General features: G+C 37.0%; 15 protein-coding genes and 2 pseudogenes. 11 read left to right on the top strand and 6 right to left on the bottom strand.

Annotation, left to right across the window (positions count from 1 at the left end; all coding sequences use genetic code 11):
* Window positions 1-88: 88 nt before the first annotated feature.
* Window positions 89-373: pseudogene (locus tag AXY_RS12530) on the bottom strand (superoxide dismutase); the annotation flags it as partial.
* On the opposite strand from AXY_RS12530, the gene tnpA reads away from it, so the two are divergent.
* The 3 genes and pseudogenes from tnpA to AXY_RS12755 all read left to right on the top strand — a co-directional run bounded on the left by tnpA (window position 373) and on the right by AXY_RS12755 (window position 2,040).
* On the top strand, window positions 373-723 hold the full coding sequence (gene tnpA / locus AXY_RS04305) for an IS200/IS605 family transposase (protein ID WP_051007528.1): 351 nt from the start codon (window positions 373-375) through the stop codon (window positions 721-723). The pseudogene AXY_RS12530 and the gene tnpA overlap by 1 nt on opposite strands.
* A gap of 6 nt (window positions 724-729) precedes the next feature.
* Window positions 730-1,834 (top strand): annotated as a pseudogene (tnpB, locus tag AXY_RS12750) (IS200/IS605 family element RNA-guided endonuclease TnpB).
* Window positions 1,835-1,878: 44 nt separating this feature from the next.
* Complete coding sequence (locus AXY_RS12755; RefSeq protein ID WP_015009566.1) at window positions 1,879-2,040, top strand: aminopeptidase; 162 nt, start codon at window positions 1,879-1,881, stop codon at window positions 2,038-2,040.
* A 694-nt stretch (window positions 2,041-2,734) separates the two neighbouring features.
* On the opposite strand, the gene AXY_RS04315 is transcribed toward AXY_RS12755, so the two are convergent.
* Window positions 2,735-3,964: an IS110 family RNA-guided transposase gene (locus AXY_RS04315; RefSeq protein ID WP_015009567.1), complete on the bottom strand. Its 1,230-nt coding sequence runs from the start codon at window positions 3,962-3,964 to the stop codon at window positions 2,735-2,737.
* A 381-nt stretch (window positions 3,965-4,345) separates the two neighbouring features.
* Between AXY_RS04315 and metE the strand changes: the two genes are divergently transcribed.
* Entirely contained in the window at window positions 4,346-6,622 is a 2,277-nt protein-coding gene (metE, locus tag AXY_RS04320) for a 5-methyltetrahydropteroyltriglutamate--homocysteine S-methyltransferase (protein ID WP_015009568.1), read from the top strand.
* A complete protein-coding gene (gene metF, locus AXY_RS04325; protein WP_015009569.1) occupies window positions 6,619-7,482 on the top strand; it encodes a methylenetetrahydrofolate reductase [NAD(P)H] in 864 nt (287 codons plus the stop codon). The genes metE and metF overlap by 4 nt, the downstream gene beginning before the upstream one ends.
* Here metF and AXY_RS13175 read toward each other — a convergent pair.
* Window positions 7,452-8,030, bottom strand: coding sequence for a transposase (locus AXY_RS13175; RefSeq protein WP_015009570.1), 579 nt, complete (start codon window positions 8,028-8,030; stop codon window positions 7,452-7,454). The genes metF and AXY_RS13175 overlap by 31 nt on opposite strands.
* Window positions 7,999-8,256, bottom strand: a complete 258-nt coding sequence (locus AXY_RS13180) for a hypothetical protein (protein ID WP_015009571.1) — start codon at window positions 8,254-8,256, stop codon at window positions 7,999-8,001. The genes AXY_RS13175 and AXY_RS13180 overlap by 32 nt, the downstream gene beginning before the upstream one ends.
* A gap of 770 nt (window positions 8,257-9,026) precedes the next feature.
* On the opposite strand from AXY_RS13180, the gene AXY_RS04335 reads away from it, so the two are divergent.
* Window positions 9,027-10,499, top strand: coding sequence for a sodium-dependent transporter (locus AXY_RS04335; RefSeq protein WP_015009572.1), 1,473 nt, complete (start codon window positions 9,027-9,029; stop codon window positions 10,497-10,499).
* A gap of 18 nt (window positions 10,500-10,517) precedes the next feature.
* Window positions 10,518-10,616, top strand: a complete 99-nt coding sequence (locus AXY_RS12545) for a methionine/alanine import family NSS transporter small subunit (RefSeq protein ID WP_015009573.1) — start codon at window positions 10,518-10,520, stop codon at window positions 10,614-10,616.
* 49 nt (window positions 10,617-10,665) lie between these two features.
* Here the strand turns inward: AXY_RS12545 and AXY_RS04340 are convergent, their stop codons facing one another.
* On the bottom strand, window positions 10,666-11,601 hold the full coding sequence (locus AXY_RS04340; RefSeq protein WP_015009574.1) for a M23 family metallopeptidase: 936 nt from the start codon (window positions 11,599-11,601) through the stop codon (window positions 10,666-10,668).
* Window positions 11,602-11,793: 192 nt separating this feature from the next.
* On the opposite strand from AXY_RS04340, the gene AXY_RS04345 reads away from it, so the two are divergent.
* Window positions 11,794-12,078, top strand: coding sequence for a YutD family protein (locus AXY_RS04345; protein WP_015009575.1), 285 nt, complete (start codon window positions 11,794-11,796; stop codon window positions 12,076-12,078).
* A gap of 60 nt (window positions 12,079-12,138) precedes the next feature.
* On the opposite strand, the gene AXY_RS04350 is transcribed toward AXY_RS04345, so the two are convergent.
* Entirely contained in the window at window positions 12,139-12,654 is a 516-nt protein-coding gene (locus AXY_RS04350) for a phosphatidylglycerophosphatase A family protein (RefSeq protein ID WP_015009576.1), read from the bottom strand.
* A 303-nt stretch (window positions 12,655-12,957) separates the two neighbouring features.
* On the opposite strand from AXY_RS04350, the gene AXY_RS04355 reads away from it, so the two are divergent.
* Genes AXY_RS04355 through thrB form a run of 3 tightly spaced genes read left to right on the top strand, consistent with a single transcriptional unit; the run spans window position 12,958 to window position 16,193 of the window.
* A complete protein-coding gene (locus AXY_RS04355; RefSeq protein ID WP_015009577.1) occupies window positions 12,958-14,250 on the top strand; it encodes a homoserine dehydrogenase in 1,293 nt (430 codons plus the stop codon).
* A gap of 3 nt (window positions 14,251-14,253) precedes the next feature.
* On the top strand, window positions 14,254-15,315 hold the full coding sequence (gene thrC / locus AXY_RS04360; RefSeq protein ID WP_015009578.1) for a threonine synthase: 1,062 nt from the start codon (window positions 14,254-14,256) through the stop codon (window positions 15,313-15,315).
* The gene (gene thrB, locus AXY_RS04365; protein ID WP_015009579.1) at window positions 15,312-16,193 is read left to right on the top strand and encodes a homoserine kinase; all 882 of its coding nucleotides are present in this window, start codon (window positions 15,312-15,314) and stop codon (window positions 16,191-16,193) included. Before thrC ends, thrB begins: the two co-directional genes overlap by 4 nt.
* The last annotated feature ends 33 nt before the right edge of the window (window positions 16,194-16,226 follow it).

The following is a 16,226-nucleotide window of genomic DNA, read 5'->3' on the forward strand; positions in this document are numbered from 1 at the left end:
CTTATGATCACATGTAAATAAGAAATGGTTGGTTTTAATGTATATGAGACTAACTCTATTAATCAGTAGTTAGTCTCATATACTTCTACTAGTACGCTTCCCACTTCACCTGACTAGCTTGATTGAAGCGAGCTTCAACTTCAGGCCAGTTAACGAGATTCCACCAATTGTCGATATACTTTTCCCGCTCATTCTTATACTTAAGATAGTAAGCATGCTCTCAAACATCAAACATAAGCAATGGAATCACATCCCACTGACTCAAATTTTGATGTTTTTCTGCTTGAAGAATTTCTAAACGTCTTGAACGTGGCGACCAGACTAAAATTGCCCAGCCACCGCCCTCTACCTTATTTGCTGCTTCTGTGAAATATTGTATGGTGTGTGAAATATCGCCATAAAGTGTTGCTTGGTGATATAGATAAAAAGCTAAAGGAAATACTCAATCAAATTGCTACAGATAATGGTTTCACGATTTCAGAAATTGAAATTGATTGTGACCATGTTCATCTCCTAATTGATTGTAATCCGCAACATTCAATTCCAAATATCATCAAAGCGTTAAAGGGTGTTTCGGCAAGGTTGCTATTTAAAGCGTTCCCCCAGCTAAAAAAGAAGCTATGGGAAGGGAATCTTTGGAATCATTCTTACTTTGTGGCAACCGTAAGTGAACACACGGAAGCGCAAATACGACAATACATCGAAAATCAGAAAGTGAGGTGAAAAGCAATGTTAGTAAATAAAGCATACAAATGCCGTATCTATCCAACCAAAGAGCAGGAAGTATTAATTGTTAAAACGATTGGTTGCAGTCGATTTGTGTTCAACCACTTCTTGGCGAAGTGGAACGAAACATACAAAGAAACAGGTAAAGGATTGTCATACGGAGTATGTTCTTCCGAACTGCCGAATCTAAAAAAAAGAATTACCTTGGCTAAAAGAAGTAGATAGCATCGCTATTCAATCATCAGTAAAGAACCTCGCAGACGCATATTCACGATTCTTCAAGAAGCAGAATGATGCACCACGTTTCAAGTCAAAAAGGAATAAAGTTCAGTTGTACACAACGAAACACACAAACGGAAATATTGCGATAGAAGGAGATAAGATTAAACGCCCTAAACTTGGACTTGTTCGTTTTGCGAAATCAAAAGAAGTAGAAGGTCGTATTTTAAATGCTACGGTTAGACGCAATCCCTCTGGCAAATACTTTGTTTCGTTGTTAGTAGAAACAGACGTGCAACCATTGCCAAAAACAAACAAAGAAGTCGGTATTGACGTTGGGTTAAAGGATTTCGCTATTCTATCTAACGGTAAAGTGTTCGAGAATCCGAAATTCCTACGGAATATGGAACAAAAACTCATTCGTGAACAACGTATCCTTTCCAGACGTGTGAAAGGTTCTTCAAACTGGAATAAACAACGAGTTAAGGTTGCCAGAATCCATGAACGCATTGCAAATGCCTGAACAGACTACTTGCAAAAAATTTCAACGTATATTGTCAAAAACCACGACATCATTGCGATTGAAGATTTGCAAGTGTCTAACATGATGAAGAACCACAAACTTGCCAAAGCAATTAGCGAAGTGTCCTGGTATCAATTCAGAACGATGCTTGAATACAAGGCAAAGTGGCATGGACGTATTGTCGTTGTCGTAGGCAAAACGTTCGCTTCCTCTCAACTCTGTTCGTGTTGTGGATACCAAAACAAAGAGGTTAAAGGTCTTAACTTGCGACAATGGAAGTGTCCTTCTTGCTATAGTGAATGGGATAGGGATGTAAACGCAAGTTTGAATATTCTTGCCGAAGGCAAAAGACTACTATCTGCATAATCGCAGTAACCGCAGGAACTGCGGGGATAGCTTGGTGGTACATCATGTACTCATTCTGCTCAGTAGAGCGGACTACCCAAGAATCTCGTGGCTTTAGCCATGAGAGGTTCAAGATTGGTTCTGCTGAGTTAGACATTGACGGGATTTTACCTGATGGCTCAACAGAAGCCGTTTTCCGTAAAGGCGCATGGGCGTTTGATATTTAATGAATCGACGATTGATTACTCACATTTTAATGTGGTGTGATCAACCGTCTTTTTTAATGAATAACTCAACTGTCAGTTCAATCTCATTACTTGACCTTGAAAAATGTAGGCATATTATTCCCGTAGTCAGTCAATTTCATAATTGTTTACTTATATGAATGAATTTCATAATGACTTAATTGGCTATAAAACACGAACAATTGGGTTATAGGTGACGCGGTGATTTCCACTCTAGGCGGACGCTTTCCGCGGGATCGGCCTCAGCTAATTGATAAAAGCTTTCCAAGCTTTTATCACTGGATCTTCGGACACGATTGTTCCCGCTGGAGTCGCCGCCTGCCGTTCTAATCACTTGATTAGGCTTCTTTATTTACGTATGATATTGTATTTTCATTTGTAATTGTTCGTGTTCTTAACTAGATTTTTGTATTATGAAATTGACTCATATGAATGACTGACCTATAGCTTAAAGCTATATCTAGTGATAAGAAATAGGTATTACTTTATTTGGAATACGATATGGTAGAATCATGCTAATAAACAAACGAGACCTGCGGTGGTATGTCAACAAAGAAATAATTAAATATTTGATTATCAAGGTTCAGATTTCTTAAAAAAGGCATTACGAAACTAGACCAGTAAATATTTGGTAATTACTGGAATTATTTAAAAGGATTTTTGAAGTTTGCTAACTTCATATATTCACGCTCCTTTTTGGCGTGTAGACTTGGTGATTGCGTAGTAGCGCATCCACCAAACGCACTAATTTTCTTGCGGTTAAGACGAGTGCTCTTTTATGTTGATGCTTCGGAACTTCTTGGTATTTCTTCGCGTAATAAGCTTGATACTCAGGAACGTGCCTTCTTACCGAGTTGGCGGCTTCAACCAGGTAATATCTGAGGTACTGATTCCCGTTCCGCGAAAGTGAAGTGTCGTCCGCTGTAAAGCGGCCTGATTGGTGTTTTCGCCAATAAAGGCCTGCATATTTGGCTATCTTTGTTTCATCATCAAATCGCTCGATTTGGCCGATCTCAGCGATAATTCCAGCTGTGAATACTGGCCCAATGCCAGGGATGGTTACAAGCGTTTGCGTCAAGCCAGCCATTATTCTCTCGATTGCTTTATCAATCTCTTTTACCTGCTTTTGAAGTGTACGAATAACTTCAATAGTCGTTCCGAGAATGATATCGATGGAATCTTCAACAACCTTGTCTAAACGATAGGAAGAGCGAACAGCTTTCTGGATGGATTTCGCAACGCATTCCGGATTCCCAAAACGATTTCTGCCCTTTTCCTGAAGAAAAGCAGCCAGATCCTCGACCGGCATTTGCGCAAGTTCATCCAGACTGAACTTCTCAAAAAACAGCTCCATCATGGCATTTCCAAAGACAGAAGAGTCGACCTCCTCTTTGAAAGTGTTGCACTTAAAACTCAAGTGTTGAAGGAAGTGCTGCTTTTCCTTGGTAACCTGATGGACCAGCTGATACCTGGAACGTGTAAGCTGTTGGAGCGCAACATATTGGCTCTCTTTTACCACGGACATTGGCAATCGGCCAAAACGCAGATAATCGGCGATGACGAAGGCATCAATTTCATCGGTTTTGTCCATGTCACTATAACTCTTTTTAAAGTTCGCAATCTGTTTCGGATTCATGACAAAAACCTCTGCGCCAAGTGCTTTGAGAGCCTCGTCATGATGAAGAAACATGGATGGATGAAAACTGTAAACAGACGTGGACTCAAGCCCGAATCTGAGTGTATCAACAGCCTGACCATTCACGCATTCTAAAACGGTATCCCGAAGCTCACTCGCACCAGGAAGGTCATTAGAGACCGTGAAGGATTTAACCTTTTCTCCTTCACCATCTAACAAACAAACCTTGATATCAAAAGAACTAACATCTAATCCAGCAAATAATTTCATGGGGGATTTCCTCCTTTCGATTTAGAATCATTGGTACTTATTTCTTGGACACCCTGAGATATCCCTAGTGTGAACGCCGATCAGCAACCTCGTGTATAAGTACTATCCCTGATTCGAAAGCCGCCCCAGAGCTACTATCATCTAGGTTCGAGGTTCAGGGTGCACAGCCTGCGAGTAGGAAGGTCCGCACGCACACTGGGAAACAGTCTTTATAGTGTGGTCTAGCCACAAGGGGGAAAAGAATTGTCCCAAATGATCCTAAGACCATTATCTAGGAACATCTCGGGACGTCCAAGACTTTTGACTATATTCAGCAGAAAATGCAAGAAAATCTGGGCTCAAATGATAGGGCCTAAACATAATATACGAGGGGGAATAATAATGAAAACAGCAGTGATTGGGTATCCAAGGATAGGAGCTTTACGAGAATTAAAATTTGCAACAGAGCAATACTTTAAGGGAGACCTTACAGAAGTTGAGCTTCAAAAGTCAGCAGCACAGTTAAGAAAAAGGCATTGGGACAAACAGCTAAATAAAGGAATTGATTTTATATCATCAAATGATTTTTCGTTGTATGACAATGTTCTAGATACAGCAGTGTTACTAAATGCGATCCCGAAAAAGTATCAACAATTAAAACTAACTCCAATCGATCAATATTTTGCAATGGCTCGAGGCTACCAAGGTGAGCAGGGCGATGTAAAAGCATTGGCGATGAAGAAGTGGTTTAACACGAATTATCACTATATTGTTCCTGAAATTGAAGATGAGACTAGGTTATCATTAGTTGGAAATAAACCTTTTGAAGAATTTGAAGAAGCAAAGAATAATGGAGTAATTACTAAGCCTGTTATTATAGGTGCATTTACTTTCTTAAAATTGGCTAAATATACGGGTCAAAAACAGGCGAATGATTTTATTGAAGATATAGTGACAGCCTATGTCAACATCATTGAGACATTTGAAAAGTTGGGGGCAGAATGGATTCAATTTGATGAACCATCACTTGTGATGGATTTGACTAAAGAAGATCAAACCCTATTTAAACAACTTTACACAGAGATTCTTGAACGAAAAGGTTCAATCAAAGTACTTCTTCAAACTTACTTTGGCGATATCCGTGATATCTATCAAACAGCAATCGATTTACCTTTCGACGGCTTAGGTCTTGATTTTGTTGAAGGAAGAAAAAACTTAACATTGATTAATGAGTTTGGTTTCCCGAACGATAAAATCTTGTTTGCTGGAGTTATTAATGGTAAAAATATTTGGCGTAATCGCTATGATCAAACAGTATTATTAATTAATCAATTAAAAGTGAAGAGTCCATCGATCGTTCTTAATACGTCTTGTTCATTACTTCATGTTCCATACACTTTAGACAACGAACATAAACTTGCGGATACAGAAAAACAACATTTAGCATTCGCTGAAGAAAAGTTAACTGAATTGATCGAATTATCGGATATTTTAAAGGAGGAAAACTATCAGGATAACTTAGAGTTCAAAACAAGAAAGTTTATCTTTGATAATCGTGATCACTTTGAAAATTTAGTTGTACAGGATAGAGTGAAATCATTAACTGAACAAGATTTTCAAAGACAACCTGCTTTTTCTGAACGGGAACGTCTGCAACGAGAAAAATTCAATCTACCGTCATTACCGACAACGACAATTGGCTCGTTTCCACAAACACTTGATGTAAAGGAAAACCGTGCACGATTTAAAAAGGGTGAAATTTCTTTAGAACACTATACAGCATTTAATAAACAAAAAATTGCAGAATGTATCGCACTACAAGAAGACATTGGCTTAGACATTTTAGTCCATGGCGAGTTTGAAAGAAACGATATGGTTGAATATTTTGGTGAACATCTTGAAGGCTTTATCTTTACTCAAAATGCCTGGGTACAATCGTATGGAACAAGATGTGTGAAACCACCGATTATTTGGGGAGATGTGAGCCGAACAAGTCCGATCACAGTTGAGTACTCTGTCTATGCTCAATCACTAACAAATAAGCCAGTGAAAGGGATGTTAACAGGACCAATTACGATTCTAAATTGGTCATTCCCAAGAGAAGATATTTCGCTAAAAGATTGTGTTTTACAAATTGCTTTGGCGATAAGAGAAGAAGTGCTTGACCTTGAAAAAGAAGGTATTCGTCATATTCAAGTAGACGAAGCGGCTTTAAGAGAAAAGTTACCGCTTAGAAAAAGTGATTGGTACAGTGAATATCTTGATTGGGCAATTCCTGCCTTTCGACTCGTTCATAGTGGCGTAAGACCTGAAACGCAAATTCATACACACATGTGCTACAGTGAATTTTCGGATATTATTGAAGATATTGACCAAATGGATGCGGATGTAATTACCTTTGAAGCATCTCGTTCAGATCTTTCAATTGTGGATGTTTTACGAGAAAATCAATTTAAAACACAAGTCGGACCAGGTGTCTACGATATTCATTCGCCGAGAATTCCAAGTGTACCTGAGATTAAAGCTGTCATCACCCATATCTTAGAGAAGATGCCACTGGAAAAAGTTTGGGTCAATCCAGACTGTGGATTAAAGACAAGAGGGAATAAGGAAGTTGCAGAAAGTCTTAGAAATATGGTTGAAGCGGTTAATGAAGTTAAACGGGAATTATTTCAATGAAAACTTTAGATCTATTTGATTCAAAAAAAGTCTTGTCATTTGAAATCTTTCCGCCGAGACAGCCAGGATCAGTAAATATGATTTATGACACAGTTGAACAATTAACAGAATTAGACCCAGATTTTATTAGCGTCACATTTGGAGCAGTTGGTCAAGGTACACGATCAAAAACAGTTGAAATTGCATCGAAGATAAAGAATCACTATGGGATTGAAAGTGTTGCCCATCTACCGAGTATTAATTTATCTAAAACAGAGGCATTAAATCTAATTCGTGAATTTGAAGAGCAAGGCATAAAAAATATTCTAGCACTTCGAGGAGATATTAACCCGAATATAGCGCCTAAAAATGAATTTAACTATGCGAGCGATCTGGTTTCATTTATTAAAGAACATGGTGATTTTAACATTATTGGTGCTTGTTACCCTGAAGGTCATATTGAATCTGATAGTATTGTCAAAGATATTCTCTATTTAAAGAGAAAGGTTGATGCAGGAACAGATCATTTGATTACTCAATTATTTTTTGATAATGACTATTTCTATTCATTTCAAGAACATGCTGCAATCGCAGGGATAAATGTCCCTATTCAAGCTGGGATTATGCCGGTTGTTAATAAAAGACAAATCGAACGGATGGTTAGTTTATGTGGTGTAAAGCTCCCGAAGAAATTCTTAGCGATGATGCAAAGGTACGAAGATAATCCCGAGGCAATGAAAGAGGCGGGTATCGCCTATGCAGTTGATCAAATTGTTGATCTGATCACTCAAGGTGTGGATGGTATTCATTTGTATACAATGAACAAGCCTGATATCGCCCACCGTATATATCATGCAATTAATAAACTGTTGGTCATATAAAAAGTCGAGGCTGGGACATAACCAGTCTTAGATGAGAAAAATTGCGGAATCAACATTGAATTGTTGTTTCCGCAATTTCTATTTTGTTTTGGATTGTTAGGATTATTTTCATTTTGGATTTTGGCGGTATACTTTCTTAAGTTTACCGCCATTAAGGCAAATGCTAATTCATTTTCTACTTTCGATTTTCCTCTAACGGAAAATCGAGTGAACGACAAATTAGCCTTCAAGAATCCAAAAACTGGTTCAACATCTATTTTGCGTTTTTTATAAATGTCTCCAGTTTCTTCTTCCGAAAGCTTAGTTCTTATATATTCTTTTTGCTCTTCCCACTTTTTATTAATAAACAACCTTCGATTGTTCCCCTCTTTTGCTTTTGTGCAATGAGAGCGTAATGGACAATCATTACAATTTTCAGATTGATATACCCTAAATTCCCTTGTAAATCCATAACGATCTGTACGATTAGAAAAGTACTGGAAAGTTAATTTTTGTCCGTTCGGACAAACGTAATAGTCATGCTCTCCATTGTACTCCCAATTGTCCATTCCTCATATAGTCATCTTTCATACGCATAAAAGTAGTATCATGATCGGTTTTAGAATAACTGTTTCTTTCTCCAAATATAGCCATATCTTGTGTGTATTTCTTCTTTCGATCAATAAAGTCCTTTATTCGTTTCAATGCTTGCTTAGGAAACTTTCTCTCTGAACGAATGCTTTTACGTTCACTTCCAAGTTCACATTCCTCAATTTTCTTATTATAATCGTTCACCGTTTCTTCTAATCTTTCAGCTATTTCTTCAAGTTCAGTAATGGAAAGTTCGTCAGGACTTTCACGTTTAATTTCCGGGATAATTTCTTTTTCAAGTAGCTCATCATATATTTTATTTGAGTTTTCGATTAACTTCTCACTATAATTTTTAACTGCTTTTTCCCATACAACACTCGTATTGGTTAGAAAATCATTTCATCTTTTATATCGTTAGATTAAGTGGTCAAGTAACTCCATCACACGAAATATGGCATGATAAAATCAGTGCTGTAGAGCAACTATTAATTCATATTCATGCGCCAGCTTACAATACTGCAAACATTAATTCCGTTAATATAGATAAGGTTGGGCATCTACACATCTTAAATGTCGGTAAATATAAAAGTCTTTTACCTGAGGTATCAGGAACTCGTTGGTTGAGAGAAGAGGAAATGTTGACTGAAGATGTTTACAGGTATAAAGGATAATAAGTTATAGTTATTAAATAATAAAACCCGAGTATTGAACACAGTTTGTTCATTACTCGGGTTTTGTCTCCGCCTAAAGCCTGTCACTCCGCATATTTTATTTCCATCACTACTAGCACTCCCCCTTAGGGGGTTTTTCATGCATATTTCACTAAAAGTTCATAAAAGATGCTTTGACAGTTTAATATATAGTCGTTATAATTCAATTAATGTCAGAAAATAAGAAATATTCAATAGATTAATAGTGATGGGTTGGATAAACGATCATTGTTAACCTATTTTTTATTTTGAGAGGGGATTTTTATGGAAGAAAGATCACAGTGGGGGTCCCGGTTAGGATTCTTACTTGCAGCAATGGGATCTGCTATAGGTTTGGGTAATATTTGGCGTTTCCCAGCGGTAGCGTATGGAAATGGTGGGGGTGCCTTTTTTATACCATATTTATTTGCATTATTAACAGCTGGTATACCAATGTTAATTATGGAATTTACGATAGGCCATAAATATCGTAGCTCAGCTCCACGTTCATTAAAAAGAATTAGTGGTGGTATGGAGTGGATTGGTTGGTGGCAGGTGATTATCTCATTTGTTATATCCACTTATTACCCGATCATTGTTGCTTGGGCAAGTATGTATGCTTATTTTTCTTTTTCACAAGCTTGGGGAGATAATCCAGAAAAATTTTTCACTAATGATTTCTTAAATATGGCTACTCCTGGTGAATTTGGTGCATTTGTACCTAGTGTGCTGATCCCACTAGTCATTATTTGGGCAATTGTATTTATTATCTTATTTAGAGGAGTAAAAAAAGGAATTGAGCTTGCGAATCGAATTTTTATTCCACTATTATTAATTTGCTTTTTATTAATTGTGATTCGTGCGATTACTTTACCAGGTGCATTATCTGGTTTAGATGCTTTTTTTGCTCCAGATTGGGCTTCAATTATGAACGGATCTGTATGGGTTTCCGCTTATGGGCAAATATTCTATAGTTTATCAATTGGCTTTGCAATTATGATTACATTCTCATCTTATTTACCTAAAAATTCAGACATCACAAACAATGCATTCATTACAGGTTTTTCAAACTCGGCATTTGAATTATTGGCTGGAATTGGTGTTTTTGCCGCATTAGGATTTATGGCTAGCCAGACAGGTCAAGATGTGTCAGACGTTGTTGAAGGTGGGATCGGTTTAGCTTTTATGGTATTTCCTGAGATCGTAAGTCAGATGCCTGCTTCGGCATTATTTGGTTTTTTATTCTTTATTTCACTTGTTTTAGCAGGATTAACATCAATGGTATCGATAAATGAAACATATATTGCTGCACTTCAGGAGAAATTTAATATTTCACGACGAACTTCAGTTCTAATCGGTGTAGGTTTAGCATCAATTATTTCGATATTTTATGCGACACAAGGTGGTTTAGTCTTACTTGATACTGTTGATTATTTTATTAATAATTATGGTGTTGCATTAGTAGGGTTGATAGAAGTTGTTGGAATCGCTTGGTTTGCACGCGAATTGAATAACTTGAAGTCACATGCAGATGAAGTATCGGATCTTAAGATTGGTTCTTGGTGGCAATTTTCGTTACGATTCATTACACCACTTGTATTAGGCTATATGATGATTCAAAATTTGAGAACAGATATGATCCACGCATATGGAGATTATCCGAGAGAATTTTTATTTAATTTTGGTTGGACGATTGTTATTGGAGCGATCGCACTAGGTGCATTTATTACGATTAAAAAATGGCCAAATGAAAATTAATGATATGGGGTGTTCATCTTGTCAACTGGAGCAATTGTAATGATGATCATTGGTATGCTCATCATTTGGGGTGGATTAGCAGCAAGTGTTTTTCATGCGTTTAAATCATCTAAATAATGTTGAGATGAAAAGCGTTGTTAAGGTATCGATAACCTTAACAACGCTTTTATTGTCTTTCAGCTCTTCTTAATGATGGATAGGGATCAAATGCCCATTGATTTTCACCATTGTCTTTATACATTCCATAGTGTAAATGTGGTGGGAACTTTCCAGATGTACCTGGAGGGCCGTATCCTGTCGAACCGACATAACCAATAACATCACCTGGTTCAACAATATCACCAATCTTTATATTACCTTCAAAGCCGCTTAAGTGAGCATAATAATGATAAACATTATTTAAATCACGAATACCAATTCGCCATCCGCCAAATCGGTTCCAACCCTTAATTTCAACAGTCCCGTAAGTAGTTGCTCTTACTGGTGTGCCGTAATCAGCAAAGATATCAGTACCCTCATGAATTCGCCTACCGCCAAATCCGCGAGCATCTCCCCAAGTACTCTTATAACTGTAATTAAAATGCTTAGGTATAGGAAAAGCACGTTGATTTAATTCAATGGTCTGAAATGTCCGATAGATCTTAGCGTTTTGTTTAATCGTCTTCACTGCTAAAGGACGTTGATAATACTGCCACAATGCTTCTTGAATTTGTAATTCCGTAATTCCATAACGAGATAAATAATAAGCTAATGTATATAGCTGATCTTCTGGATCATTCGGATCAATTAATCCATCTGCATTTCCATCTATGCCCATCCCGTTGTGTAAATTAATGGCTATCTCTGAATGGTCCTTGTTAATATTAGTCACGCCATACCACTCAGAATCAGGGAAGCTGATCGATATGATTCGGTCGTCCTGGTGAATGACGCGTTCGTATTGATCAATCGCAGCTAAATAGTACCAAGGGATTTGTGTTATCGCTTCAGTCTTTTTATATAAAGCATACCTTTCTTGATTTGGGTTCTGATTTTCTTCTGCGAAAATTGGATTTGTCATCATTTGAAAGATAAAAAGAAATAAAATAGCTATTTTGATCATTGATAAAACCTCATCTTATAAAGTTAATACGTATAATATGGTCAAAAATAATCGAAAAATAACTGGCAGTTTGATCCAATCAGGTTTAACTTACATTGTTGAAGCTAGCTATTTTATGCTAAAATAGAAATAGCTAAACAAACATTACTAAATGATGTATAACGGAATATATGGAAAGTGAGGTATTGTCAGATGATCGATAGAGTAGAGGTAGAAGGTCGGACTTATCAATTAGTTGAAAATTTTAAAAATGGTTTTGATAAAAATGCATTTATTGAGCGATATAGTGATATTTTAGCAAGATACGATTATATTGTTGGTGACTGGGGCTACGAGCAGTTGAGACTCAAAGGTTTTTTTGATGATCAAAATCCTAAAGCAACATTTGATACAAAGTTTGCAGCAATTGATGATTATTTATTAGAATACTGTAATTTTGGTTGTGCATATTTTATTGTTAAACGAATTGATAAATAGAATAAAAAATACGCTTAGTTTTCCACGAATAGACGTGAAGGACTAAGCGTATTTATTTAATTAATCAAGTTCTTCATCATTGTCAATTTCAATACTGTGTGCCAAGCGACTAGAAGCCGAAGCAGCAATTGCTCCAACAATATCATCAAGGAATGTATTACATTTACCAGATGATTTATCATTCAGTTCTTTCAAAATACCTGGCTTTTGTTTGTCAATATAGCCATAGTTAGTAAATCCAATTGACCCATAGACGTTAACAATTGACAATGCAATAATTTCATCGATTCCGTATAAGCCCTCATCAGTTAAAATTGTTTCCTGAAGTGGTGATTCAAGTTTACCTTGTTCAGCTAATACATCTAGCTGAATCCCTGTAATGACTGCATTTTGAACTTCTCGTTTACTTAATACACGGTCTACATGCTCAATACACTCTTCTAGCGATAATGATTTTTGATAGGGTGATTGTAGATAGTAGACTAGCTCCCCGATATCTTCAAGTGTCACACCACGTTCTTTGATCCATTCACGTGCTTTTCTTTCTAAGTCTGTCTTAGGTTGTTTTTCTGACATATAACCCCATCCCATCTATCAAGTATTTAGTCATATCATAACTAAAACAAAACAACTTTACAAACCAATTCTTCTTATTAGAACTTAATTCACAGTTATTACTTAATATAACCGATCATAGCATGAAACAATCAAAAAAGATATTGAAAGGATTGGCGCACAAGTTTATAATGATTGAAAGGAATTTTCACTTTTTTCTGAAATTTATGTTAATTCACCTTGAATCTATCTGGCACAAGTTGTATAATGTCCACTATAAATAAACATTTGTTTCTCATGTGGGAACAAAGGGGAGGCATTGAAATGGATACGGTAAAAATCGGCTTATGTGGTTTAGGTACTGTTGGTACTGGTGTAGTTAAAGTTTTGCGAGATCATAAAGCAAGAATTAAACATATGCTTGGCTGTGATATTGTTATTGAAAAGATTTTAGTGAACGATATTTCAAAACCAAGAGATGTCGCAATTGATCGTAGTTGGTTAACTTCAGATCCGTCTGAGTTGGTTGATCATGATGAGATTGATGTGATTGTTGAAGTAATGGGTGGAATAGATGGAACGCATGAATTATTGGAACGTGCGTTAAAAAATAAAAAACATATCGTAACTGCAAATAAAGATTTAATGGCTCTTCATGGTAAGACATTGCTTCGACTTGCTAAGGAGAACCAATGTGACATTTTATACGATGCAAGTATCGCTGGTGGGATTCCAATTGTTAGGACGCTAGTTGATGGTTTAGCTTCTGATCATATTGAAAAGGTCATGGGAATTGTTAATGGTACAACAAACTATATTATGACTAAAATGACTAAAGAAGGATTAGATTTTGACGTTGTCTTAAAAGAAGCACAGGAATTAGGCTTTGCGGAAGCTGATCCGAGTGCGGACGTCGATGGCTTAGATGCTGCTCGTAAAATGGTTTTATTAGCTAATTTAGCATTTAAGATGGAGTTAAATCTTGAAGATGTAACGGTTAAAGGTATTCGCCAGGTGACACAAGAAGATATTAACTTTGCTAAAAGTCTTGGATATACAATTAAATTAATTGGCATTGCCGCTATGGATAATTATAAAGCAGAGGTAACAGTTGAACCTACATTATTACCACAAGATCACCCATTAGCTCTAGTAAATAATGAGTTTAACGCTGTTTTTGTGCATGGTGAAGCGGTTGGTGAGACGATGTTCTATGGTCCGGGTGCTGGTAGTTTACCAACAGCAACAGCTGTTGTATCAGATTTAATGGAAGTTGTGCGTCATTTACGTTTAGGGATTAGTGGACGTTCATATATTGAACCTCAATTTAAACGAAAGTTAAAAGCTGATCACGAGAAGTTTTCTCGCCATTTCATTCGATTAGGCGTTGAAGATCAAGCTGGAGCTTTTCAAGAGATTACAAACGTGTTTTCTGAAAATGATGTAAGCTTTGCGAAAATATTACAATTACCAGCTAAAAAGAAAGGACGCGCTGAGATTGTCATGGTAACGCATCATATCAGTCAAGAACAATTACTAAAAAGTATGCAAGCACTTGAAAAATTAACTGTTGTAGATAGATTAATTAGTCACTATCGAGTGGATGGGGAGGAATAGTTTATGGCATGGCAAGGTCTATTACAGGAATATAAAAGCTTTTTACCGATCAATGATCAAACACCGATGATTAGCTTACATGAGGGCAATACGCCACTAATTAAATTAGAAAAATTATCTGAAAAATATGGCATTGAAGCCTATGCGAAAATTGAAGGCGTCAACCCAACCGGTTCATTTAAAGATCGCGGTATGGTAATGGCGATCGCAAAGGCAATCGAGAATGGCGCAAAGACAGTAATATGTGCATCAACTGGAAATACATCTGCTTCAGCCTCAGCTTACGCTGCAAGAGCAGGAATTCGCTCGATTATTATTATTCCAGAAGGGAAAATTGCTCAAGGAAAACTAGCTCAAGCAGTTATGTATGGTGCTGAGACTTATTCAATCGAAGGGAACTTTGATGATGCATTAAGAATTGTGCGTAAATTGGGTGAACGTGATGATATTACATTGGTAAACTCAGTAAATCCATACCGAATTGAAGGTCAAAAAACAGCTGCTTTTGAAATTTGCGACGTTCTTGGTAAAGCGCCAGATTACTTGTTTATTCCTGTTGGTAATGCAGGGAATATTACAGCATATTGGAAAGGCTTCAAGGAGTATCACGAAGCAAAACAAACAGGCTTACCAAAAATGATGGGCTACGAAGCAAGTGGCTCAGCAGCGATTGTCCATAACCGAGTAATCGAACATCCAGAAACGGTTGGTACAGCTATTCGAATCGGTAATCCAGCTAGTTGGAAGCAAGCAGTCGCGGCTCGAGATGAATCTGGTGGGATCATTGATGAAATTACTGATGATCAAATGATTTCAGCGTATCAATGGTTAGCTGAAAATGAGGGTATCTTTGCAGAGCCAGCTTCAAATTCTTCGATTGCAGGATTGCTTAAGGCATTAGAAGAAGGTAAGGTCGAAAAAGGTGCACAGGTCGTCTGTGTCCTAACTGGAAATGGACTTAAAGATCCAGATACAGCAATTGAATATAGTACAATTAAACCTACTGTCTTGCCAAATGATGATGAAATTGTGATTAATGAAATAGTAGGTCGTGAATCAAAATGACCTTTATGATCAAAGTGCCAGCCACTACAGCGAATATAGGGGCTGGCTTTGATTCAATTGGTATTGCACTTAACCTATACCTAACATTGAAGGTAAAGCTCTCAGATAAGCTAGAATTCGTCCACTTATCTGAGCATCTAAATGACTTACCAACTGATGAATCTAATTTCATTTATCAAATTGCAAAAAAGACAGCAGATCGATATCAAGTTGATGTATTACCACCATGTCGAATTGAAGTAACAAGTGATATACCATTCGCAAGAGGACTGGGTAGCAGTGCTACTGCTATTGTTGCTGGTATTGAGCTTGCCAATCAATTACTTCAGTTAAATCTTACCGCTGATGAGAAGGTTTTACTTGCGACTGAAATTGAAGGTCACCCTGATAATGTTGCACCTGCCGTTTTGGGCGGTTGTGTAATCGGTCATTATGATCAAACTGTTGAAACGATTCATGTGCCGATAAATAATTTAACTTTTGTTACGATAATTCCTGATTTCGAACTAAAAACAAAGGATGCTCGTGCTGTTTTACCGAAACAACTTAGCCATAGCGAAAGTGTCAAAGCGAGTAGTATTGCAAATGTTAGTGTTGCAGCTATTTGTCAACAGAATTGGCCAGTGTTAGGTAGATTAGTAAGTCAGGATCTTTTCCACCAACCTTATCGTAAACAATTAATTCCCCATTATGACCAAGTTGAAAAGGCTCTGATAGATCAAGTTTATGGTCTTTACTTAAGTGGTGCTGGACCGACAATGATTGCACTAGCTAGTGAAGAACAAGCTCAAAAAAGCCTAGCTAAGTGGAAAAGGGAATTTCCACAACTGAAGTGGTTAACACTCCAAGCCGTCAATCAAGGTGTATTCGTTAAATAACAAAACAAGGATTCAAATAATATTGAATCCTTG

It is taken from the genome of Amphibacillus xylanus NBRC 15112, from assembly GCF_000307165.1.
Lineage (GTDB): Bacteria > Bacillota > Bacilli > Bacillales > Amphibacillaceae > Amphibacillus > Amphibacillus xylanus.

Coding starts and splice junctions, on each gene's coding strand:
- AXY_RS04350 (WP_015009576.1), bottom strand. CDS start 12,654: ATGTCAGAAAAACAACCTAAGACAGACTTAGAAAGAAAAGCACGTGAA.
- AXY_RS12755 (WP_015009566.1), top strand. CDS start 1,879: ATGTACTCATTCTGCTCAGTAGAGCGGACTACCCAAGAATCTCGTGGC.
- AXY_RS04315 (WP_015009567.1), bottom strand. CDS start 3,964: ATGAAATTATTTGCTGGATTAGATGTTAGTTCTTTTGATATCAAGGTT.
- metF (WP_015009569.1), top strand. CDS start 6,619: ATGAAAACTTTAGATCTATTTGATTCAAAAAAAGTCTTGTCATTTGAA.
- AXY_RS04340 (WP_015009574.1), bottom strand. CDS start 11,601: ATGATCAAAATAGCTATTTTATTTCTTTTTATCTTTCAAATGATGACA.
- AXY_RS04355 (WP_015009577.1), top strand. CDS start 12,958: ATGGATACGGTAAAAATCGGCTTATGTGGTTTAGGTACTGTTGGTACT.
- metE (WP_015009568.1), top strand. CDS start 4,346: ATGAAAACAGCAGTGATTGGGTATCCAAGGATAGGAGCTTTACGAGAA.
- thrC (WP_015009578.1), top strand. CDS start 14,254: ATGGCATGGCAAGGTCTATTACAGGAATATAAAAGCTTTTTACCGATC.
- AXY_RS04335 (WP_015009572.1), top strand. CDS start 9,027: ATGGAAGAAAGATCACAGTGGGGGTCCCGGTTAGGATTCTTACTTGCA.
- thrB (WP_015009579.1), top strand. CDS start 15,312: ATGACCTTTATGATCAAAGTGCCAGCCACTACAGCGAATATAGGGGCT.
- AXY_RS04345 (WP_015009575.1), top strand. CDS start 11,794: ATGATCGATAGAGTAGAGGTAGAAGGTCGGACTTATCAATTAGTTGAA.
- AXY_RS13175 (WP_015009570.1), bottom strand. CDS start 8,030: ATGGACAATTGGGAGTACAATGGAGAGCATGACTATTACGTTTGTCCG.